This window comes from Methanobrevibacter sp. UBA212, from assembly GCF_905233225.1.
Taxonomy (GTDB): Archaea; Methanobacteriota; Methanobacteria; order Methanobacteriales; family Methanobacteriaceae; genus Methanocatella.
The window spans coordinates 1-20,207 of sequence record NZ_CAJODJ010000024.1; the positions used below are offsets into that span (position 1 = coordinate 1).

The window sequence follows — 20,207 nt, forward strand, 5'->3', positions numbered from 1 at the left end:
TATTTGTGTATTTGTCTTAAATTCAATCCTTGTTTGAGTAATTTGAAAAAGTCTTCTATTTTTCCTCTAATTGGTTTGAATTTTTCCCATTTGTCTAGTTTTTTAAATAATTCGTGTTTTAGAATGTTGTAGAATTGTTTTTTAGCCAGTAATTTCTTTGTTTTTTTAAATACTTGTAATGGATAAGATAATTGGTCATTAAGCTTTGTTCTTTTGAAATTTTCTTTTGGAAAAATGAAAGGAACGATTTTATATTTGCTAATTCCTAATTGGTAATTTTGATAACTGTAATATCCCTTGTCGAAGATTAATATGTCTCCTTTTTGGATAATTCGTCTTTTTTGTAGGATTTCCAAAATTTCATCAAAAAGTTTAGAATCATTTGGTGCTCCAGAATGAATTAAAATTGAAACAGGATTCATACTATCGTAATTTAGAACAACAGTGGCTTTAAATCCAATATAAAATCCTTTGGAGGATGAATAACTCCATTTTAAATTCAAAGATGCAAGATGTTCTTTAGTCTTTTTATTTCTATTAAAATTAAAATCCAGGTCGATTGGTGTCGCATCAACAATGAAAGTCTTTTTTCCTCTTCTTTTTACTCTATTTTGATGATTTAATATTCTATTTAATGCTTTAAAGAGATTTTCTTCGTTTTGTTGTGAAAAAATTTTGTAAACTTGATCTGCACTTAAAATTTCAGAAATATTGAAGTAATTTTGAAGTTCTTTTTTAGTTTCCAGCTCATTTAAAATGAATGGAATGTCTAATCCAAAGAACATTTGTATAAATATTATTTTGAATGAAAATATTTGTTTATTTAAGTTTTTAAATCCATAGGATGCTAAAATTTCTGAGGATTTTCTAGAATCCATAATTTTAAATATTTCTTTCAACAAAGTATAGTTTGGGTCTTTAATATCTAAATTTAATCTGTGTTTCATTTTTATCGCCAAATAAATATATGTAACACATTGTATTTAAATTTAACGATATTATTGACCTTATTTTAAAAATTACAAAAAATTCTATTGTATTTTTATAAACACCACTCAATTACCATGATAAAATTAAAAAACAATGAAAATTAGAAGGAATTTGAATTAAAAAAATTCAGACCCCTAAAGTTTTAGGTGATGTTAATGAATAACTATTTAGCTGAAACACCAAGTATTGATTATATGAATCCTCATATTCAGGAAAAGGTTTGTGAATTAAAAAATCAGTCAAGTGATGAGGCTGATTATATCAAAAGATGCTATTTCTTTGTTAGGGATGAAATTCCTCACTCATGGGATATTGGAGTAAATACCGTTTCAAGAACTGCTAGCGAAGCATTGATAAATAAAACTGGAATATGCTGGGCAAAATCATGTCTTCTTGCAGCTCTTCTAAGGGCAAACGGAATTCCGTCAGGAATCAGCTATCAGCTTCTGACAATTGCCGAGGACGACAGTCAGGGCCACATGGTTCATGCTTTAAACACTGTTTTCAATGGAGATAAATGGATTAGGATTGATGCTAGGGGAAATACGGGCAACGGCGATGCAAAATTTAGTTTGGATAAAGACCAGTTGGCTTTTCAGGTTCGAGAGGAATTTGGTGAAATTGATTATATGGACAATAATGCTGATTTGGATGAAAGACTGGTAAATGCACTGGCGCAAACCGAGAATTTGTTTGAGATTAACATAGATTTCGACTTTTAATATTGTTGAGGTGTAATATTCGAAAAATAATTTAAGGTTTTAAATATTGTCTTTACCTTGTAAAATTGATTTTAAAAATAACCAACACTTTATATGCTTTGAAGTCTAATTTTATTTTATGAAATTTAAAATAATCGATGATTTAGCAATATTATTGGACAATATTATGCCTGAAAAGCAATTATCTAAATTACAGGAATTTTTATTGAGTGGAGCCATTTTTACAGATGCAAGTAAAGTTTTAGCTATGCTCATAATTTTCATTTTAGTTAGCGAAATTGCTTTAACATTAACATTAACATTAACAATTCTAAACTTGCCTGCTTCAGTGTTAATCTTGCCGCTTTTTGTCATTCCGGGGCTTTTCACATATGTAGTTGTCCAGCAGGAAAAACGAGCACAGGAAATCGAAAAGACTTCACCGGACTTTTTAAGGCAGCTTTCAAGCATGCTTCAGACAGGACTCAGCTTTGAAAACGCAATGGAGGACATGTCGCAGTACGGCGAAGGGCCACTATACGATGAAATGAGAAGAACAATCATTGAGATTCGTATGGGTCGCAATTTTGACGATGCCTGGAGGGCAATGAGTAAAAGATTAAAGTCAAAGGAACTGGAAAGGGTTTTTGGAATAATTCTTGACGGAAGAAAATCCGGATCAAGCATTTCAAAAGTCCTGTCTGATGTTTCGGATGACTTGCGTGATTTGATGGCTCTTAAACGTGAGAGGAAATCCTCAGTCATGATGTCTGTGATGTTTCTTTTAATTTCGGCTGTCATTGCAACGCCCTTTGCAATAGGGATGGTGAGTGTGTATTCCAGCTTCATGCAAGGGTATGGAATGGAGTCGGAAATCATCCTGGCCGCACCGATTGCCGGAGAGTTATACCTTATTATACATTCCGTTCTGGTGGCATTCATCATCAGCATAATCATGTACGGTGATGTAAAAAAGGGAATCAAGTTCACATTGCCTCTTGCATGTTCATCATTTGGAATATTCTATTTCATCTCCACATTCGGCGGAAGTCTGCTTATGGGGGGATTGTGATGGATAATCGGGGTCAGGCTTCAGCTGAGTTTATCCTGCTTTTCGGAGGAATAATTGTGGTGGTTCTGCTTGCAGTCCATATGTACAACACATACATGAAGGATTTGTCGGGTGAAATCTCATCAAAGGAAGTCAGGGAATTCAACGGCGAGTTGAACGCATTGGAAAAATATTTTAAATAATGTTACCTCTTGATTTTTGGAATTATCCAAACTCCAAGAATTGAAATCAAACAGGATAGCATTATCACTGGAGGATATACAAAATAACCTATTACAATTCCAATCATAACCAAAATGATTGTGGAGTAGAATGGATATGGGTCACTTAAAGCAACTTGAAGCGCAACATTTCCTGGATCTGCATCTTTCAGGAATTTGCAGATTATCAATGAAAATATGGCCGTTATGATAAAACTCAAGCCGTATAGGAATTGAGGGAAAAATACATAGAAGTTTTCAGCGGCAAATGTTGTCAGATACGGCAGCAGTGAAAACACAAACAAGGTCAGGCCCATTGTCCAAATGATTTTAGGGTCAACTTTATTGACGATGCTGAATATGTTGTTGTTGAAGTTCCAGAAATTAAAGCAGATCATGAAACTGATTGCATAGATTATGAATTCATATTTGATGTCTAGGAGTGCCTGCCAGGTGCCGTTGCTTGCAAGTGGAATTTCCAAAACGATGATTGTGATGATAATTGCCAGAATGGCATCAATCAATGCTTCAAATCGTTCAGTTTCCATTTTTCTTCCTCCTGATTATTCTTCCAATCAGAATCCATAGGACAATTGATGTCAAACAGGCGTAATATATTCCCTTTGAGTATCCGCTGTAGGTCAATATGAATCCTATAATAATTAAGATTAACGGCAGATTCATGTAATACGAATCGTGATTGATTTCCTGCAGGTTCTTATTGTATGGGTTGCTTCTGTAGACAGCTTTTGTGGCCAAAGTATTTAAGATATGGGTTACAATGAAGAGGAGTCCAAACATTGTCTCGGCGGCTACTGAATTAGGGTTATTTGCAAGCCAGATTGTAAAGTAAGGAATGAGGGATATCACAAAGGTCATCATTCCATAAATCCAAAGGGTGGTGTTGTCAATCGTTTCGACAAGCTGAAACAGGTTATGGTTGGCATACCATAAATTGTATAGAATCAAAAAGCTTATCAGATATGCAATATACATCGTATGCAAGTCCAGAACAGCGTTTAAGGTAGGGCTTGCAGGTTGCGGAATTTTTAAAACAAGCACGGTTATTACGATTGCGATGATTGCATCGAAAAATGTTTCAAAACGATTCGTTTCCATAGTCAATATTTATAATTTCATAATATAAAATATTAATTAAAGGTGATAAGATGGACATGTTGATTGGTGGAAAGCATATCTCAAGTGACGATTTGATTCAAGTAAAAAACCCGTATGATGGTGAAGTAATAGATACGGTTCCGATTGCTCACAGGCAAACTGCACAACTGGCAATAGATGCTGCAAATGATGCCAAGGAGTCTTTGGTTGAAATGTCAGCATTCAAAATTTCAAACAAGCTGCTCAATGCAGTTCAAAAACTGAAAGAGAGGCGAGAGGAATTCGCACGTCTCCTATGTTTGGAGGTTGGAAAGCCTATCGGCGAGGCGCTGGTTGAGGTTGACCGGTCAATTGAGACATTAAGACTGTCCGCTGAAGAGGCAAAAAGAATCTACGGGGAAAGCGTTCCACTGGATGCCGGCCTTAACGGCAAGGGATTTTTTGCGTTCACCCAAAGATTGCCCCTGGGGGTTGTTGCGGCAATAACTCCGTTTAACTATCCGCTTAATCTGACAATCCATAAGATTGCACCGGCCATAGCATGCAAAAACACAGTTATTGTAAAGCCGCCTACCGAGGCCCCATTGGCAGTGATTAAATTCTGTGAACTGCTTGATGAAGAGTTTCCGGACGGTGTTGTCAATGTTGTTACAGGATACGGCTCTGAAATAGGAGATTATCTGGTGTGTTCTCCTGAAGTGGACAAGATATCATTTACCGGAAGCGTAACAACAGGCATGATGATTTCACAGAAGGCAGGAATGAAAAAGGTGACTCTCGAGCTTGGAGGAAACGACCCTGTAATCATTCTGAAGGATGCGGACCTGGATAAGGCCGTTAAAGGAATTATCAATGGAGCGTTCCTAAATGCAGGACAGGTATGCATGGGAGTGAAACGCGTTATCGTTGAGGATAGCGTTGCCGACGAATTCTGCGAGAAGCTTGTTGGGGCAACTGAAAAATTGCAGATGGGAAATCCTCTTGAAAGCACAACAACTTTAGGGACTTTGATTTCTGAAAAGGCTGCAATGCAGGTGGAAGAGACTGTCAACAATGCAGTTGCTGAAGGTGCCAGAATATTGGCCGGAGGCGAACGTGACGGCGCATTCTATGCTGCAACGGTAATTGATGATGTCACACTGGATATGGATCTGGTTGTTCAAGAAACATTCGGACCCGTTGCACCTATAATTCGTGTTAAAAATCTTGATGAGGCGATTGAAGCTGCAAATGCAACTGAATATGGCCTGCAGGCTGGAGTATTTACCCAAAGTTACTCATCTGCAATGAGATGTGCCAATGAAATAGAGGCCGGAACGGTATTTGTCAACAAGCAGTCAACATTCAGAACTGACAACATGCCATTTGGCGGATTTAAAAACAGTGGTGTTGGAAAGGAAGGGATAAAATACGCTGTTGATGAAATGACAAAAACAAAATTAATAGGATTGAATTTAAGATAAAATAGCTGTTTTGAGCTATTTTAAATAATTTTCAACAAGGTTACGGGTCTCATTGAGTGATTCCATAGGTATGCCTTTCGGCATTGCTCCAAGGTCGCCTTCAACATCTTTCAGGATATTTCCGTCCATCCCTAAAAACATTCCTTCGCTGACGATATCGCTGAATGATTGCGGAGGCAGTAATGATACTCCCACTTTGTTGTCATCTTTAACGTTCATATCATTGGTTACAACTGTTATGGCACGTTTTCCAAGGTTTACATTACAAAGCATTAAGTTTTCATTTTTAGGATGTTGTGTTACGCTCATTACCTCTCCGACTTTAATGTCCACGCCAATTATAGGGTCATTAATCGGACCCAATGCCAGTCTGTCCTTTAAGCCGATAAGTGTGTCAAGGAAAAATCTGACCTTTGCAATGTTTTCCTGTGTCTTTTGCCTGTCTTCCTTTGGAGCGTTGCTTAGGAATTTTTTATTCCAGTCATCTCCGCCCAAACATTCAATGATGCCTAAAGCCTTTTCGGTCAGGGCAGCAACATCCGGAGAGTTTACAAGTTCATCCCCTTCAAGGTAAGAATAAGTCAATGATTGAAAATCGCTGTTCATCTGTTTTCCTAGTTCAATCGCTTGCTTTTTATTCCAGCTTCCGCGAAATGAAGCTGTTGGAATAAGGTTCAGATAATTCTCTCTTGCTTTGCTTGCCACTAAAATTCTATAATCTTTTGTTGTATCCCACATTTAAAGTCCTCTTTTAAGTCTGATTTATATTTTAATTTTAAAATATAATAAGTTTTTTGCAAAAAAGAATTTTCAAACTTTAAAAAAAACATAAAGTATTTATATTAACAATTAAATAAAATAATACATATTTATTTATATTATTGATTATTATACTTGGGTGTAAAACATGGTAGAAGTTTCAAAATTACGCAGTTTAGATATTTATACCAACACAGGACACTATGTTGGTCGTGTAGAAGATGTTGTTCTTAATATAAGGTTAGGTACTATTTCAAAATTACAAGTAAGGGCAATTGAACAACAACCAAAACCGGCTGGATTCGTTAATTCATTTTTAGGTACCATTCGTGGTGAAATGCCTGAAGACAACAACATGAGATCCTTCCAAAATGATTTGTTGACAGTGGACTTTGATAAAGTTCAAGCTATCGGGGACATTATGCTAATCAATCCTAGAGACATTAAAAAAGTGGCTCCTGAACCACAAATCCCTGAACCTACTGTTCCACAACATGAAACCCCTCAACCACAAGGCGAAACTCAAAGCCAATTCGATGCTGAAAGATTATAAGTAATCTTTCCACAATTCTTTTTTTTTATAACTTTTTTTCAAGCGTGATACTATGAAAGTAGGTATTATAGGCTGTGGAGCTATTGCCAATATTATTACAACCAGCATAGTTTCTGAAGAGAGTAACATCGACATCGCATACTTTTTTGATAAGGATATTGAAAGGGCGGAGAATATTGCAAGCCTGGCAGGTGGAGTTGCTGTGCTTGACTTTGAAGACATGTTGAAGGATGTTGATTTGGTATTGGAATGCGCTTCACCAGATTCAGTAAAGCATTTTGCACCTATTGTGTTGGAAAGGGGCATTGACATGATTGTAATGAGCATCGGCGCATTTATGGATACCGATTTCTACACCGATGTATTGAAGATAGCCAGGGACAACAATGCAAAAATCCATTTGCCTTCAGGAGCGGTTGTAGGTTTGGATGGAATCAAGGCAGTTGCCAAATTCGGACTTAAGGAAGTCAGTCTCGTTACAAGGAAATCACCAAAATCCCTTGGAAAGGACATTGACACTGAAGAAATCTTATTTGAAGGCAAGGCTTCTGATGCGGTTAAGGAATTCCCGTTAAACATTAATGTTGCAGCAACTATCAGTATGGCATGCAACAGGGACATTGATGTTAAAATCATTGTCGATCCGAATGTGGACCGGAATGTTCACGAAATCACCGCCAAGGGAGACTTCGGCGAGTTCAAGACAATAACCATGAATTATCCATGTGCGGCCAATCCGAAAACAAGCATGCTGGCGGCTCTTTCAGCTATCAGGCTACTTAAAAGTTTCAATGAAACCATTAGCGTGGGTATGTAATGAAGGATTATGAAGTTTATTCATCTCTGAAGGTTCCGAAAAACTCAAAGGTCATTGTCCGCCTGGACGGCAGGGCATTTCATAAATTGGCCAGTGATTTGGATTTGGTCAAGCCATATGACCGGAATTTCTATCAGGTGATGGCAGAAGTCTGTGAGGATTTGTTTAGGGAGTTTTCTCCAAGTTTCGTTTATACTTTTTCAGATGAAATAAGCTTGCTTTTGAACAATATTCCTTTCGATGGCAGAATCGAAAAAATCAACTCTGTAATGGCGGGGTTTGCATCCAGCTCTTTTGTAATCCATTATGATGTTGATTTCAAAAAGCCTCCCGCTTTCGATTCAAGAATAATTCCGATTAATGATGATGATATAATGGATTATTTCAGATGGAGGCAGGATGAATCCTGGATGAACTGCGTCAATTCCCATGGGATTTCATACCTCAAGACAAAGTATTCAAATAATGGAGCCAATGATAAAATAAATGGTATGAAGTTAAATGAAATACATGAATTATTGTTCCAAAATGGCATTAACTTGAATGACATTGAAACTTACAAAAAACGTGGAATAGGAATATACAGGAAAAATAAAAAAGTAGTCGGTTTTAACAAAAAGGAAAACAAAAATCAGACATCATACAGAAGTTACGTTTTCACTGATTGGGAGCTTCCCATATTCAATGAGAATTTCTTTAAAAAAATAGGGGTGATTGAATGAGTTTCATTTCAAAGATACTTGGAAACAAAGACGAGGAATTTAGAGAAGTCAGAGTAGACCGTGAAGTTCTCGAATCAGTAATTTATTACTCAAAAAAATCCTATCCCAATGAATTTCTGGCATTTTTTGACGGGGAAATAAAAGATAAAGTCCTATACATCACAGGACTGATATTTTTGCCGGGCGAAAGGTCAAAGACCAGTGCAGTCATTCACACGGAAATGATTCCTATGAATACAAAATACATGGGATCTGTTCACTCACACCCCGGACCAAGTGCAAGGCCTTCCGATGCAGATTTAAGGACCTTTTCAAGAAATGGGTACTTTCATATGATTGTATGTCTGCCATATTCTCTTGAAACCTTCAAGTCATATGACCGCTACGGTCAGCCAATGGATTATACATTGGGAGACTATGCGGATTTCAGAAAAGACGATGTTGACGAATTTTTTGATGAAAGCGATGTTGTAACCGATAGGGATGAGTTCAAACCAGGGTTTTTCGATGAGGATGATGACGATTTTTTCAAGACTCTTGATGAGGAGCGGGAAAATTATTATGACGAATCCGAAATGAAAAACAGATTTGATAGAAAACCTCATGTTGAAGTCATATCAAATACCCAAATGCCTAAACGGGTAATTAGAATTGAGTTAAATCCCGATGGCAGCGTTAAAAAAATAGATAAAAAATAAAAAACAATTATGGTGAAAAATTGTTTTTTATAATTCTAATCCAATAGCTTCATAAACATTGTCTAAAGCTTGGATTTCTTTTATTACTTCTTTTGGAATCTCTTTATCTAAAGTCAGAACCATGATGGCTCTTCCGCCTTCTTCATCTCTTCCGACTTGCATGATTCCAATGTTGACGTTGTGTTCGCCTAATTTTGTGCCAATTTTACCTATGCTTCCAGGAACGTCTTCGTATTTTGCAATGAACATGTGTCCTTTAGGAATAACGTCTACCCAGTAGCCGTTCACTTTTAGGATTCTTGCATCGTGCAGGTGTGTACCTTCTGCTGAGAAGGTGTCTGTTTCACTTTTGGCGATGACCTTAATCAATGATTCGTATCCTTTGGCATTGTCCTTTCTGCCTTCGGTAATGCTTATGCCTCTTTCTTTAGCAACAAGAGAAGCGTTGACTGCATTTACAGGGGAGCTTAAGAATGGGTTTACGGCACCTTGGATAACTGTCCTTGATAATATTTCGAGATTGGCGATTTCAGCCAATTCCCCGCTGTAGATGATTTCAATTTCTTTGAGTTTGCCGTTGACGGCCTGTGAGATGAAACTTCCTAATTTTTCACATAATTCCATGTATGGGGATAACTCCTGGTAAGTGTTGTTGTCAATACGTGGCATGTTCAATACGTTTTTAGGGTTGTTTCCTTTAGTCAATTCAATGATTTCATCAGCAACAATGATTGCAGCATCCCTTTGTGCCTCTTTGGTTGAAGCTGCAATGTGTGGGGTTAAGACAATATTGTCAAGTTCGAATAATTTTGAATCTTCTGCAGGTGGCTCTTCTTCATATACATCTAATGCAGCGCCACCGATTTTGTTGTTTGCCAATGCATCGTATAATGCTTCCTCGTCAATGATTCCACCACGGGCACAATTGACGATGTAAGCGGTGTCCTTCATGATTTCAAACTGTTCGGTTGAGATGGAATGTTCTGTTTCAGGAGTTAATGGAACGTGGATTGTAATGAAATCAGCGTTTTTGAGAACGTTGTCCAATTCAGTTAATTCAACGCCCATCTGTTTTGCAACTTCTTCAGGCAAGTATGGATCGTATGCCATGGCATCCATTCCGAATGCTTTGCATCTGTTGACTACCTGAGAACCGATTCTTCCCATACCGATTACACCGAGAGTTTTGTTTCTGAGTTCAACTCCCATGAATTTTTTCTTTTCCCATTTGCCTTCTTTAACGGATTTGTCTGCAATGGATATTTTACGGGCCATGCTTAAAATCAAACCCATTGTGTGTTCCGCTACAGTTACGGAAGTTGATTCAGGAGAGTTTACAACCATGATACCCTTTTCGGTTGCAGCATCAAGGTCAATGTTGTCCACTCCAACACCGGCTCTTGCAATGATTTGGAGATTGTCAGCTTTTTCAATAATGTCTGCTGTTAATTTTGTTCGACTTCTTACAATAATTCCATTGTATTCGTGGATGGTATCTGCTAATTCTTCAGGAGTAATTTCAGTATCTACAACAACGTCAGCTACTTCCTTTAAATTTTCGATACCTTTTTCATTAATAGCATCAGCAATAAGTACTTTCATATTTTCACCATAATTTTCAATATTTAATCATAAATATTACTTAAATTTTTATTTTTTATCATATTTAAAATATTATTATATAATCAATATTTTTTGAAAATATTTTGTGCATTCGAAAAATTAATATTTTTCAGTTCTTGGCACCTATTAAATGAAAATGTTTAATATACTTGTTTGCCAATGTATAATTGGTGATATTATGGTAAGTGTAGAAGAATTTCCAATTTCAACCGCAAATGACATTCCAGGATTTAGAACTGTAGAGACAAAAGGTTTCATATACGGATTAACCGTCAGAAGCAGAGGTGCCGGTGGTCAAATCGGTGCTGGAATCAAATCCATTTTTGGTGGAGAAATCAAACAATATGTTACAATGATGGAAGAGTCCAGAGGCGAAGCATTGCAAAGAGCAATCGACCATGCAAGGGAATTGGGTGCAAATGGTATTGTAGCAATCAGATTCGACTCAAATGAGATATCTGATGTAATGCAGGAAATCTTGGTATATGGAACAGCTGTAGTTGTAGAAAAAGAATAATGATATTATGTTTTTTGAGGATTTGGAATATAAAGGAAAGGTAATTCCGCAAACTATTTTGGGATATGGTCCATTTATGGCCGAACTTTACTATGGTCACAGATCAAGGCTGTACTTGGATGATTTATATAACAATCCTCAAAATATCGCTGAAGTAATTGTGGAATCATATAATCAGGGTGTAGGAGCAATCAATTTGGTCAATGATTCCAATTTGCTTGAAGCATATGACATTGCAGTTTCTCAGGGTTGTGAGATGAAAGTAATTGCAACAATAGGTAAAAGTGATGTCGATTATTTGAATCCCAACTATGAGGTTGCAAAGGAGGTCGATTGGGACGAGGATATTGAGCTTTTCAGTTCCTATGATTGCCCAGTGATGCTTGTTGATGAGTTCATAACTGACGGATATGACTGGGGGCTGACCTCAAGGATACTAAATAGAATAAATGATGCAGGTTCCCTTTCAGGTCTTGTTACTGCATTTCCATCAAGAACATCAGACTTGCTTTTGGAGAATTTGGATATGGATCTCTTTGATTTTTACATGATTCCATATAACAGTCTATCCTATATGATGGATATCAGTGCATTCAATGCTTCCCAAAGACAGGAATTCATCGATAAAATAAAAAAATTAGATAAGAAAATAATAGCTACCAGAATTCTGGCGGCAGGAGTGTTAAAACCAAAAGAAGCGTTTACTTTTTATAAAAATGTTGATTTTGTAGATGCTGTCTGCATGGGCATTGCCAAGGTTGAGGAAGCTCGCGAAGACTTTGAATTATTGAAGGAATATTAAAGTTTGACAACTTCATATTCTTCAAATGGGACGTGTCCGTCATCCTCCAGTGATTGGTTCAAGTCGGCCAGACCATTGATTAAATCATTTATATTTTTGTTTGATGGCTTTTTGCCTGTGATTTGCAGGTATTGTCTAGGGGATATTTCGCAGTATTCGCATTCGAAATTGCAGCATCTGTCCTTTTCTTCACAGCCGTATCCTTCCTGCTTTTCATCGGTTCCGATTACTATATCGTCGAGTATTCGAGAAACCCTTTCGTCTGATGCAAACATTGCTATTTTTTGGGTTTTCCCACAAATTCCAATTGCTGTTTGGCCTTTAAAGTTACAGACCCATTTTATCGGATAATTTTCCATATCTGTTATATTTAAATTTTCCATATTATTGCCTCTAGCTTTCTTTTCTCTCTTTAATCATTTTCAGCAGTTCCTTTGAATTTTCAAATTCCTTCAGCTCCCAGGATTTAATGACCGGAACGGTGCCGATTGACTCCTTGATTTTGTCATTGTTGATAATGAAAACAGGTTCTGAAGTTGTAACCATCGATAAATCCTTGAGAGGTATTGCCATTCTTTTCAGAGTCTTTTCGCTTCTGTTCTTTTCAACATTTGCCATTAATGGTGAATGCTTGTCTGAACTTTTCATTTTAGCCACTGCATCAAATGGGCTTTTGCTTGTGGATATTACGCCATAGCCTAATTTTGAAAGGTCATTGACGTCGTCGGTAAATTTGATTTCATCCTGTTTTGGCTGCTGTAGCAGGTCAATGTCCAGTGTCACCTTGGTGTTGAGGATTTCTTCAAGTATCATTGCAGTTTCGGTATTGGCCCTGACGATTCCATTTTCATACTTGTACATTGTTGCACGGGATACATGTGCAAGGCTTGCCAGGTCCTTTAGTGACATCGAATATTCTTCTCTGTATTGCTTGATGACATTGCCGTCAATCTTGACGAAGTATCCTCCACGGTCGGCTAAAATTTCAGGGGATTCACCATATATGATCATGCTTTTCAATGTTTCAAAGGTGATTGTGGGGATTTCATATCTTTCATAAACCACTCCGTCCTCTAAAACACCATTTCTGGATTTTTCGCCAATTATGATTGGTGATGCAAGAAAAATATTTGCCAATTGCTTCATTTCATGCGCATTTTGCTCATTGATGCTGTCTATGTTTTGAAATGTTTTTAAAAGTAATATCTGCAGGTTTTTTCTTGCTACAATATCAAAAGAACCTTGTTCATAAATGTCTGAGGTTTTGAAACCCTGTGAAGTTAACAGTTTTTCAATATTGTGTAATAGTTGGCTTCTAGTTAACATAGTCAAATCCTCTCTTAAACTATATATTAATCTTAACATTAAATATATTTTAGTAGGTGATTTTGATTAGCTATTTATATATTGGAGTTGACGATACAGACTCTCCCGACGGAATGTGCACAACATATCTTGCAAGCCAGATTATCAATGAATTCAATGACAATGGAATAGAACTGGTGGATTATCCAAGATTAATTAGGTTAAATCCTTTTGCCCGCCATAAGACACGTGGAAATGGAGGTGTTGCCTTAAAAATCTTGAATGATTCAAAAGCGGAACTCGCAAAGGAAATCGTTCTTGAAAAGGTTGAACAGCTGTCCATGTTCGACTGTGACAACACCAATCCGGGTGTAATCTTTTATAATGGTGAAATTACCCGTGAAATGGAGGAATATGCATTCAGGGCAATTTATGAGTTCATCACCATTGAAGAGGCTGAAGAGTTTGGTCGCTCTGTCGGATGTGAAATCCACAAGTTCAAAAAAGGAAGGGGGATAATCGGATCCATTGCATCCATCAGCTTGCCCTTAAGCGATTATACCTATGAACTGCTTGCATACAGGTCACAGGATAATTATGGGACAAAAAGACAAATCGACTATGAATCGGTTTATGAAATGGACAGAAAGACTTTTCCCGATACCTTTGAGAATATTGACTATTCAGAAAACTACATAGCAATCGAACCTAAAACACCATGTCCTGTTTTATATGGAATCAGGTCAAACACCGTTGAAGCATTGAAAAAGGCAAAAGGCATTGTTGAAGTGGGCGAACCTATTGTTGATTGGTGCATTTTCAAGACAAACCAGCACACTGATATGCATATTCGGGAGGTTAGGGATATAGCTTCAATGAAACAATTCGGATGTTACTGCGTGGAGGGTGAAGTCAAAAACAGGCCCACCATCATTGACGGAGGGCATATGTTCTTCTACATTGCAGATAATTCTGGCGAAATCGAATGCGGTGCTTATGAGCCCACAAAGAATTTTAGAAAGATAGTTTCCCATTTGCGTCCAGGCGATAAGATTAGGGTTTTCGGTGGAATTGGAGAGCAGAACACTTTTAATGTTGAAAAATTTCAAATAATCGAATTGAACGATGTCGAATATAAAAATCCGATTTGCGAGTGCGGTAAACGGATGACCTCGGCCGGCAAAAACAAGGGATTCAAATGCAAAAAATGTGGGCGGAAATTGGAGTCTTCAAAAAAAGTTCCTATTAAAATCAAACGTTCTTTAAAAAATGCTCAATTTTATGAAACTCCGGTATCTGCAAGGAGGCATCTGTCTAAACCAATTTGTCGTATGGATTTGGATTAATTATGTTCTTTACATTCTTTATCTACTTTAAAAACAATTTATTATCATTATTATTTATTCACTTTTTGTGAAATAATTATTTATTTATCACGATTTTTATTCGTATTAGTGGAACTTTTGAGAACTGAATCATATCAATTTATATAGTAGTTTTTAAGAAGTATAAAATAATTAGCATTTTTTTCATGCTGGGTGGGAGAGGGTTATCATGACAGATGATAATAATGACACGACAAACGTTCAACATATATATCGTAATAAGACTGATAAACGTATTTTGAAGAAAAATCCTTGGAGGGATTATCGTTTACATTTCACTATACTCGTTTTGGCAGTAATTGCCATGTTTATTGGTCCTATTGAAATTCAACTTACTCAAGGTGTGACAGTTTCAATCATGCCTTTATTATATACTATGATTTTGGGATTGGCCTTTTATCTTGCAAAACCTATAACCTGGATTGAAAGGAAACAGTCCAGGGTTGCCGAAGGGGCAATGATGCTTTTTATAGGAATATTGATTGCAAAGCTTGCCGTTTCAAGCGGACAGTCAATGCACCTGTTGTTTGAAATGGGTCCTGCATTGATGCTGCAGGAACTCGGACACCTTGCAACAATATTGATTGCACTTCCTGTTGCATTGCTTTTGGGCTTTAAAAGAGAGACTATCGGCATGACAAATTCCATCGGCCGTGAACCTGAAGTTGCAGTAGTTGTTGACAGGTATGGTTTCAATTCACCTGAATCCAGGGGAATATTTGCATTGTTCATTGTTGGAACGATGATCGGTACCGTTTTCATCAGTTTTTTGACAAGCATTTGCGTTTCCGTTTTGCCGTTTCATCCCTTTGCCTTTGCAATGGCAAGCGGTGTGGGAAGCGCCAGTATGAATGCTGCAGCAATCGGTCCAACTTTAGCAGCATTTCCTGCATTGGAAACTCAGATTGAAGCATTTGCCGGATTCAGTAATCTGTTGTCATTTTCTGTAGGTATCTATATTGTAATATTCCTCGCTCTTCCTCTGACTGAAAAATTATACTATATTCTGGAGCCTAAAATCGGACGAAAGGCTGTTGTAAATGAGGAGGATGATATTAATGGCTGATTTGATTGACGGATCTGAAAACGTATCAGTTCATGGCATTTTCAACTGGATATTCCTTTTGCTGATCTTCTCTATAATTACTGTAATCGCTAACTATGTAGGTTACAAACATCCAATGCAGGATTCATTAGTTGGTATGGGCATTTTATCATTGATAACCTTAGTTGGCGTTTGGATGGAAAGGAAACTCCCATTAAACATTTCTTCAATCATATACATTAGTGTAATCGGTATCGTTCTTGCATTTCCAACAATGCCCACATCCGAATTCGTCTCCTATTATGTTTCAAAAGTGGAGCTTATGTCTATTGTAACCGTGTTTTTGGCATATGTTGGTATTGGAATGGGAAAAAGCTGGAATGAATTTAAAGCCCTTGGATGGCGTGCAATTATCATTACAATTCTGGTTATCGCATCCACTTATCTCGGTTCAGCAATCGTTGCCCATATTGTATTGGTTATGACCGGCGTTCCGGCATAATTCTATTCCTTTTTTGTGAATATTATTACTTATTTTTATACTTGTTTAGTGAATTTTTTCAATCAAATGCTATTAATTTATATAATATGTCTTGAGAAAAATAGTAGTGTAGTAATAAAAATTTGATAATTATTACATCACTTTTGGAGTTGTTACTATTCCGGATAAGGGCAATGATGGTCAGGTCGAACATATTTACAGGGAAAAAACCGATAAGCGTATATTGAAGAGAAACCCCTGGAGAGATATAAGATTACACGGAACAGTGCTTGTTTTAGTTGTCATTGCCGAGTTAATAGGAACCATCAAAATCCCAATCACCAAGGATGTTGCAATCACCATAATGCCTTTAATATATACCATTATTTTAGGGCTTGCCTTTTATCTAATAAAACCGATTAAATGGATTCACAGAAAGCAGGCACGTATTGCTGAGGGAGCAATGATGCTTTTTATTGGTGTTCTGATTGCAAAACTGGCCGTATCAAGTGGTCAGTCCATCGGTTTGATTTTTGAAATGGGACCATCTTTGATATTGCAGGAACTTGGACATTTGGCAACCATTTTGGTTCTTCCAATCGCATTGCTTTTAGGATTTAAAAAGGAAGCAATCGGTATGACAAATTCAATAGGAAGGGAGCCGAACGTTGCTGTTGTTGTAGACAAGTATGGTTTCAATTCTCCCGAATCAAGAGGAGTATTTGCAATATTCATTATAGGTACCGTAATAGGTACAATATTCATAAGTTTCCTTGTAACATTTTCCTTATCATTCCTTCCACTGCATCCGTATGCCTTTGCAATGGCAAGTGGGGTGGGAAGTGCAAGTATGAACGCTGCGGCAATAGGTCCGACTCTTGCGGCATTTCCCGGATTGGAAACTCAGATTGAGGCGTTTGCAGGATTCAGTAATCTGTTGTCATTCTGTGTTGGAATATACATTGTTATATTCGTGGCACTTCCGCTGACCGAAAAAATATATAATTGGCTGGAACCTAAAATTGGAAGGGACTCCATAATGCCTAAAAAGGAGGATGAAGAAGATGCCTGATTTGATTGACGGATCTGAAAACGTGTCCGTTCACGGTATCATGAATTGGATTTTCCTGCTCGTTATATTTTCAATCATAACCGTAATCGGCAATTATTTGGGTTATCATCATCCTATGGAAAGTTCTATAGTGGGCATGGCAATACTGTCTCTCATTACCCTTGTGGGGGTATGGTTGGAAAGGTATTTGCCGTTTAACATTTCCTCAATTTTATATATCAGTGTAATCGGTATTATTCTGGCTTTCCCAGGCATGCCAACTTCCGAATTTGTTCTGCATTATGTTTCTCAAATTGAACTTCTATCCATTGTGACAGTCTTTTTAGCCTATGTGGGTATTGGAATGGGTAAAAGCTGGGATGAATTTAAGGCATTAGGTTGGAGAGCCATAGTCATAACTGTGCTGGTTATTGCAGCAACATACTATGGAGCAGCTATAGTTGCACACATTGTCCTTGTTTTAACCGGTGTTCCGGCAGCATAATATATTCGATGATATGATATTGCTCGGACTGATAACTGAACTATTTTAATACTACTTTTAACAAATAGTAGAATGGTGTTTTATGTTTTTACAAAATATTTCTAAATTTATTTCAAACTATAGATATGAACAGGCAACAATAGAATCTGTCACTACTGTAAAGGCAGCCTTTTTAGACTTTTTTGGGGTTGCTTACAGGGGCATAGGAGAGGATGCATCACAAATTGCCTGCAATACTGTTGGAGAAATATTTCATGGAAACTCAAATCCAAATTTAAAGGCATCAGTTATAGGAACCCCATTTAAAGCGGACGTTTTGCATGCGGCTTTTATTAATGGAGTTTCTGCCCATGTGCTGGAACTGGATGACGGTCACAGAAAGGCCCAAATACACTTGGGTTCCGTTATTTTTCCCACTGCCCTTGCAATTTCAGAGGCTTATGATCTATCAGGAAAGGAATTCATGGAAGGTGTCATTGTAGGTTATGAAGTGGGAATTCTTTTAGGTCAAATTGTCAATCCCCGACATAGGAACAAGGGATTTCATACCACAGGAACGATTGGGGCATTTGTAGCTGGAGTGGTTGCTTCCAAACTATTGAAGTTGGATGAGGAGCAAATAATGAATGCCCTGGGACTGTGCGGAACACAGGCAGCAGGATTATTGGAATCTGACCATGGCGGATCCATGGGAAAATCATTGCATGTGGGAAAGGCAGTTTATAATGGAATAATATCTGCCTATCTTGCAAGAAACGGATTCACCGGCAGCAAAACAATCTTTGAAGGTAATGAAGGATTTTTAAAGACCATGGTTGTTGATGATGATTACAATCAGGAAGACTTCTCATTTGAAAATGCATTGAAGGATGTCGGCAAGGTAAGGGTCAGGGACATCTACTTTAAGAAATATCCATTCTGCAGGCATCTGCATTCATCAATCGACACTGCATTAAAGCTCAAGGCAAGTATAGGCGAGGAATATGATCACATTCAAAATGTGGCTGTTAAAACATACTCAGTTGCAGCTGAACACAATAATTTCAATCCTAAAAATATTGAAGAGTTAAGGCAAAGCCTTCCTTATGCCGTTGCGATTTCATTGGTTGTCGGCGAAGTGTCCGTTGATGGAATCAATCAATTAATTGAATTTGGACTTCTGGACAACTATTCAACAGTGGACAAGGTAAACAGCATCAAAAATCTTGTAAACCATATGATTGTTGTCAGCGATGATAAATTGAATGAGTTATATCCCGATAAACGACCTTCAAATGTTATTATCAAATTGGACAAAAGCTTTAGAAACGGTGTATTTCAGAATATCACTTTCCTTCCAAAGGGAGATTTTGAAAATCCATTCCAATTGAGGGATTTGATTGCCAAGTTCAAGGCTCTTAACCCTCAGTATGACGTTAACAATTTAACTGTTATAGATTCACTTGAAGAATATACAATGAAATTTGTTGTTCGTAAATTAAATGGTAGATAATATGGAAGATACAAAAAGATTCCTTAAAAAAGCAGGCATCGATGAGGTTTCACAGGATTATGTTTCACCCAAACGCTTCGGCGACGGTGGACAATATCGCTTTGAGGTTCCTGGAATCCAATCTCCAAAAACTATGAAAGCGCTTCTTGAGGAAGCCGGCAAAAATGACATTTTCATTCATCGGGTAACACAAACAAAGGGAATAATGATGTTGACCGATGAGGAAATCAAAGAAATGGTCCAGTTGGCTAAGGATTACGGATGCGAACTGTTTTTATCTGTAGGTCCAAGGGCGACATATGATACTTCTGCCACCGTCCACACAAAGGAAGGAAGCAGAATAGGCTATAGGTTAAGGGGATATGACAATCTGGTTTATGCAATCGAAGATGTGAAAAGAGCATGCAGACTGGGTGTCAGGGGAATTTTGCTTTATGATGAAGGTCTGCTTTGGGTTTTAAATCAGATGCGTGAAGAATCTGAAATTCCATCCGATGTTCATTTCAAGCTGTCTGCTCATGCAGGCCATTCCAATCCTGCATCAGCAAAATTATTGGAGGAGATGGGATTGAATTCACTCAATCCGGTTCGTGATTTGCAAATTCCAATGCTTGCAGCCATTAGAAATGCTACAGACATGGTATTGGATTTGCACACCGAAAATCCGAAATCAACAGGAGGATTCATAAGGCATTATGAAGTTCCAAAGTTTATTAGAGTTGCATCTCCGGTCTATTTGAAAACTGGAGGGTCAGTTGCGGCCAACCATAACTGGGATACGACCGCTTCAGAGGCTATTGCCCGCATAAAACAGGTCATGCTAGTCAAGAGAATGATTGACGAATACTGTCCTGATGCAATAGTTTCACCTGACAAATCCAATGACTTGGCGGTTCCCGAGTGATTT

24 protein-coding genes are annotated in these 20,207 nt (G+C 37.5%); 17 read left to right on the forward strand and 7 right to left on the reverse strand.

The window, feature by feature from the left end; all coding sequences use genetic code 11:
• Positions 1–947, reverse strand: a 947-nt coding sequence (locus QZ138_RS07360; protein ID WP_292888107.1) for a transposase, incomplete at its 3' end; no start/stop codon positions are given.
• A 198-nt stretch (positions 948–1,145) separates the two neighbouring features.
• On the opposite strand from QZ138_RS07360, the gene QZ138_RS07365 reads away from it, so the two are divergent.
• The 3 genes from QZ138_RS07365 to QZ138_RS07375 all read left to right on the forward strand — a co-directional run bounded on the left by QZ138_RS07365 (position 1,146) and on the right by QZ138_RS07375 (position 2,945).
• The gene (locus QZ138_RS07365) at positions 1,146–1,712 is read left to right on the forward strand and encodes a transglutaminase family protein (protein WP_292888110.1); all 567 of its coding nucleotides are present in this window, start codon (positions 1,146–1,148) and stop codon (positions 1,710–1,712) included.
• Positions 1,713–1,830: 118 nt separating this feature from the next.
• Positions 1,831–2,763: a type II secretion system F family protein gene (locus QZ138_RS07370; RefSeq protein WP_292888113.1), complete on the forward strand. Its 933-nt coding sequence runs from the start codon at positions 1,831–1,833 to the stop codon at positions 2,761–2,763.
• Complete coding sequence (locus QZ138_RS07375; RefSeq protein WP_292601679.1) at positions 2,763–2,945, forward strand: class III signal peptide-containing protein; 183 nt, start codon at positions 2,763–2,765, stop codon at positions 2,943–2,945. Before QZ138_RS07370 ends, QZ138_RS07375 begins: the two co-directional genes overlap by 1 nt.
• 2 nt (positions 2,946–2,947) lie before the next feature.
• Here the strand turns inward: QZ138_RS07375 and QZ138_RS07380 are convergent, their stop codons facing one another.
• Positions 2,948–3,511: a TMEM175 family protein gene (locus QZ138_RS07380; protein WP_292888116.1), complete on the reverse strand. Its 564-nt coding sequence runs from the start codon at positions 3,509–3,511 to the stop codon at positions 2,948–2,950.
• Positions 3,501–4,082, reverse strand: coding sequence for a TMEM175 family protein (locus tag QZ138_RS07385; RefSeq protein ID WP_292888118.1), 582 nt, complete (start codon positions 4,080–4,082; stop codon positions 3,501–3,503). The genes QZ138_RS07380 and QZ138_RS07385 overlap by 11 nt, the downstream gene beginning before the upstream one ends.
• Positions 4,083–4,132: 50 nt before the next feature.
• Here QZ138_RS07385 and QZ138_RS07390 point away from each other — a divergent pair, with 50 nt between their 5' ends.
• On the forward strand, positions 4,133–5,545 hold the full coding sequence (locus QZ138_RS07390; RefSeq protein ID WP_292888121.1) for a lactaldehyde dehydrogenase: 1,413 nt from the start codon (positions 4,133–4,135) through the stop codon (positions 5,543–5,545).
• Positions 5,546–5,560: 15 nt separating this feature from the next.
• On the opposite strand, the gene QZ138_RS07395 is transcribed toward QZ138_RS07390, so the two are convergent.
• On the reverse strand, positions 5,561–6,283 hold the full coding sequence (locus QZ138_RS07395; protein WP_292888124.1) for a tRNA-binding protein: 723 nt from the start codon (positions 6,281–6,283) through the stop codon (positions 5,561–5,563).
• 169 nt (positions 6,284–6,452) lie between these two features.
• On the opposite strand from QZ138_RS07395, the gene QZ138_RS07400 reads away from it, so the two are divergent.
• Genes QZ138_RS07400 through QZ138_RS07415 form a run of 4 tightly spaced genes read left to right on the forward strand, consistent with a single transcriptional unit; the run spans position 6,453 to position 9,094 of the window.
• Complete coding sequence (locus QZ138_RS07400) at positions 6,453–6,857, forward strand: PRC-barrel domain-containing protein (RefSeq protein WP_292888127.1); 405 nt, start codon at positions 6,453–6,455, stop codon at positions 6,855–6,857.
• A gap of 52 nt (positions 6,858–6,909) precedes the next feature.
• Complete coding sequence (locus QZ138_RS07405) at positions 6,910–7,674, forward strand: aspartate dehydrogenase (protein WP_292888130.1); 765 nt, start codon at positions 6,910–6,912, stop codon at positions 7,672–7,674.
• Complete coding sequence (locus QZ138_RS07410; RefSeq protein ID WP_292888133.1) at positions 7,674–8,396, forward strand: tRNA(His) guanylyltransferase Thg1 family protein; 723 nt, start codon at positions 7,674–7,676, stop codon at positions 8,394–8,396. Before QZ138_RS07405 ends, QZ138_RS07410 begins: the two co-directional genes overlap by 1 nt.
• Positions 8,393–9,094 (forward strand): Mov34/MPN/PAD-1 family protein, encoded by a 702-nt coding sequence (locus tag QZ138_RS07415; RefSeq protein ID WP_292888136.1) that lies wholly within the window; start codon positions 8,393–8,395, stop codon positions 9,092–9,094. The genes QZ138_RS07410 and QZ138_RS07415 overlap by 4 nt, the downstream gene beginning before the upstream one ends.
• A 27-nt stretch (positions 9,095–9,121) precedes the next feature.
• Here QZ138_RS07415 and serA read toward each other — a convergent pair whose 3' ends face one another.
• Positions 9,122–10,696 carry a phosphoglycerate dehydrogenase gene (gene serA / locus QZ138_RS07420; RefSeq protein WP_292888139.1) on the reverse strand — a complete coding sequence of 525 codons (1,575 nt, stop codon included), beginning with the start codon at positions 10,694–10,696 and terminating at the stop codon, positions 9,122–9,124.
• Between the two features lie 199 nt (positions 10,697–10,895).
• On the opposite strand from serA, the gene QZ138_RS07425 reads away from it, so the two are divergent.
• Positions 10,896–11,234: a heavy metal-binding domain-containing protein gene (locus QZ138_RS07425; RefSeq protein WP_292888142.1), complete on the forward strand. Its 339-nt coding sequence runs from the start codon at positions 10,896–10,898 to the stop codon at positions 11,232–11,234.
• A 7-nt stretch (positions 11,235–11,241) separates the two neighbouring features.
• Entirely contained in the window at positions 11,242–12,036 is a 795-nt protein-coding gene (locus tag QZ138_RS07430) for a hypothetical protein (RefSeq protein WP_292888145.1), read from the forward strand.
• On the opposite strand, the gene QZ138_RS07435 is transcribed toward QZ138_RS07430, so the two are convergent.
• Both QZ138_RS07435 and QZ138_RS07440 read right to left on the reverse strand, forming a co-directional pair.
• Positions 12,033–12,419, reverse strand: coding sequence for a hypothetical protein (locus QZ138_RS07435; protein ID WP_292888148.1), 387 nt, complete (start codon positions 12,417–12,419; stop codon positions 12,033–12,035). The genes QZ138_RS07430 and QZ138_RS07435 overlap by 4 nt on opposite strands.
• Before the next feature lie 10 nt (positions 12,420–12,429).
• The gene (locus QZ138_RS07440; protein WP_292601706.1) at positions 12,430–13,362 is read right to left on the reverse strand and encodes a transcriptional regulator; all 933 of its coding nucleotides are present in this window, start codon (positions 13,360–13,362) and stop codon (positions 12,430–12,432) included.
• A gap of 56 nt (positions 13,363–13,418) precedes the next feature.
• Between QZ138_RS07440 and QZ138_RS07445 the strand changes: the two genes are divergently transcribed.
• From QZ138_RS07445 to QZ138_RS07475, 7 genes are all read left to right on the forward strand, one after another.
• Complete coding sequence (locus tag QZ138_RS07445) at positions 13,419–14,687, forward strand: tRNA(Ile)(2)-agmatinylcytidine synthase (protein ID WP_292888151.1); 1,269 nt, start codon at positions 13,419–13,421, stop codon at positions 14,685–14,687.
• A gap of 208 nt (positions 14,688–14,895) precedes the next feature.
• The gene (locus QZ138_RS07450) at positions 14,896–15,792 is read left to right on the forward strand and encodes a DUF3100 domain-containing protein (protein WP_292888154.1); all 897 of its coding nucleotides are present in this window, start codon (positions 14,896–14,898) and stop codon (positions 15,790–15,792) included.
• Complete coding sequence (locus QZ138_RS07455) at positions 15,785–16,273, forward strand: hypothetical protein (RefSeq protein WP_292888157.1); 489 nt, start codon at positions 15,785–15,787, stop codon at positions 16,271–16,273. Before QZ138_RS07450 ends, QZ138_RS07455 begins: the two co-directional genes overlap by 8 nt.
• A 223-nt stretch (positions 16,274–16,496) precedes the next feature.
• Entirely contained in the window at positions 16,497–17,324 is an 828-nt protein-coding gene (locus QZ138_RS07460) for a DUF3100 domain-containing protein (RefSeq protein WP_292888160.1), read from the forward strand.
• On the forward strand, positions 17,308–17,808 hold the full coding sequence (locus QZ138_RS07465) for a hypothetical protein (protein ID WP_292888163.1): 501 nt from the start codon (positions 17,308–17,310) through the stop codon (positions 17,806–17,808). Before QZ138_RS07460 ends, QZ138_RS07465 begins: the two co-directional genes overlap by 17 nt.
• Positions 17,809–17,890: 82 nt before the next feature.
• Positions 17,891–19,300, forward strand: a complete 1,410-nt coding sequence (locus tag QZ138_RS07470; RefSeq protein ID WP_292888166.1) for an MmgE/PrpD family protein — start codon at positions 17,891–17,893, stop codon at positions 19,298–19,300.
• Position 19,301: 1 nt separating this feature from the next.
• Positions 19,302–20,204, forward strand: a complete 903-nt coding sequence (locus tag QZ138_RS07475; protein WP_292888199.1) for a peptidase — start codon at positions 19,302–19,304, stop codon at positions 20,202–20,204.
• The last annotated feature ends 3 nt before the right edge of the window (positions 20,205–20,207 follow it).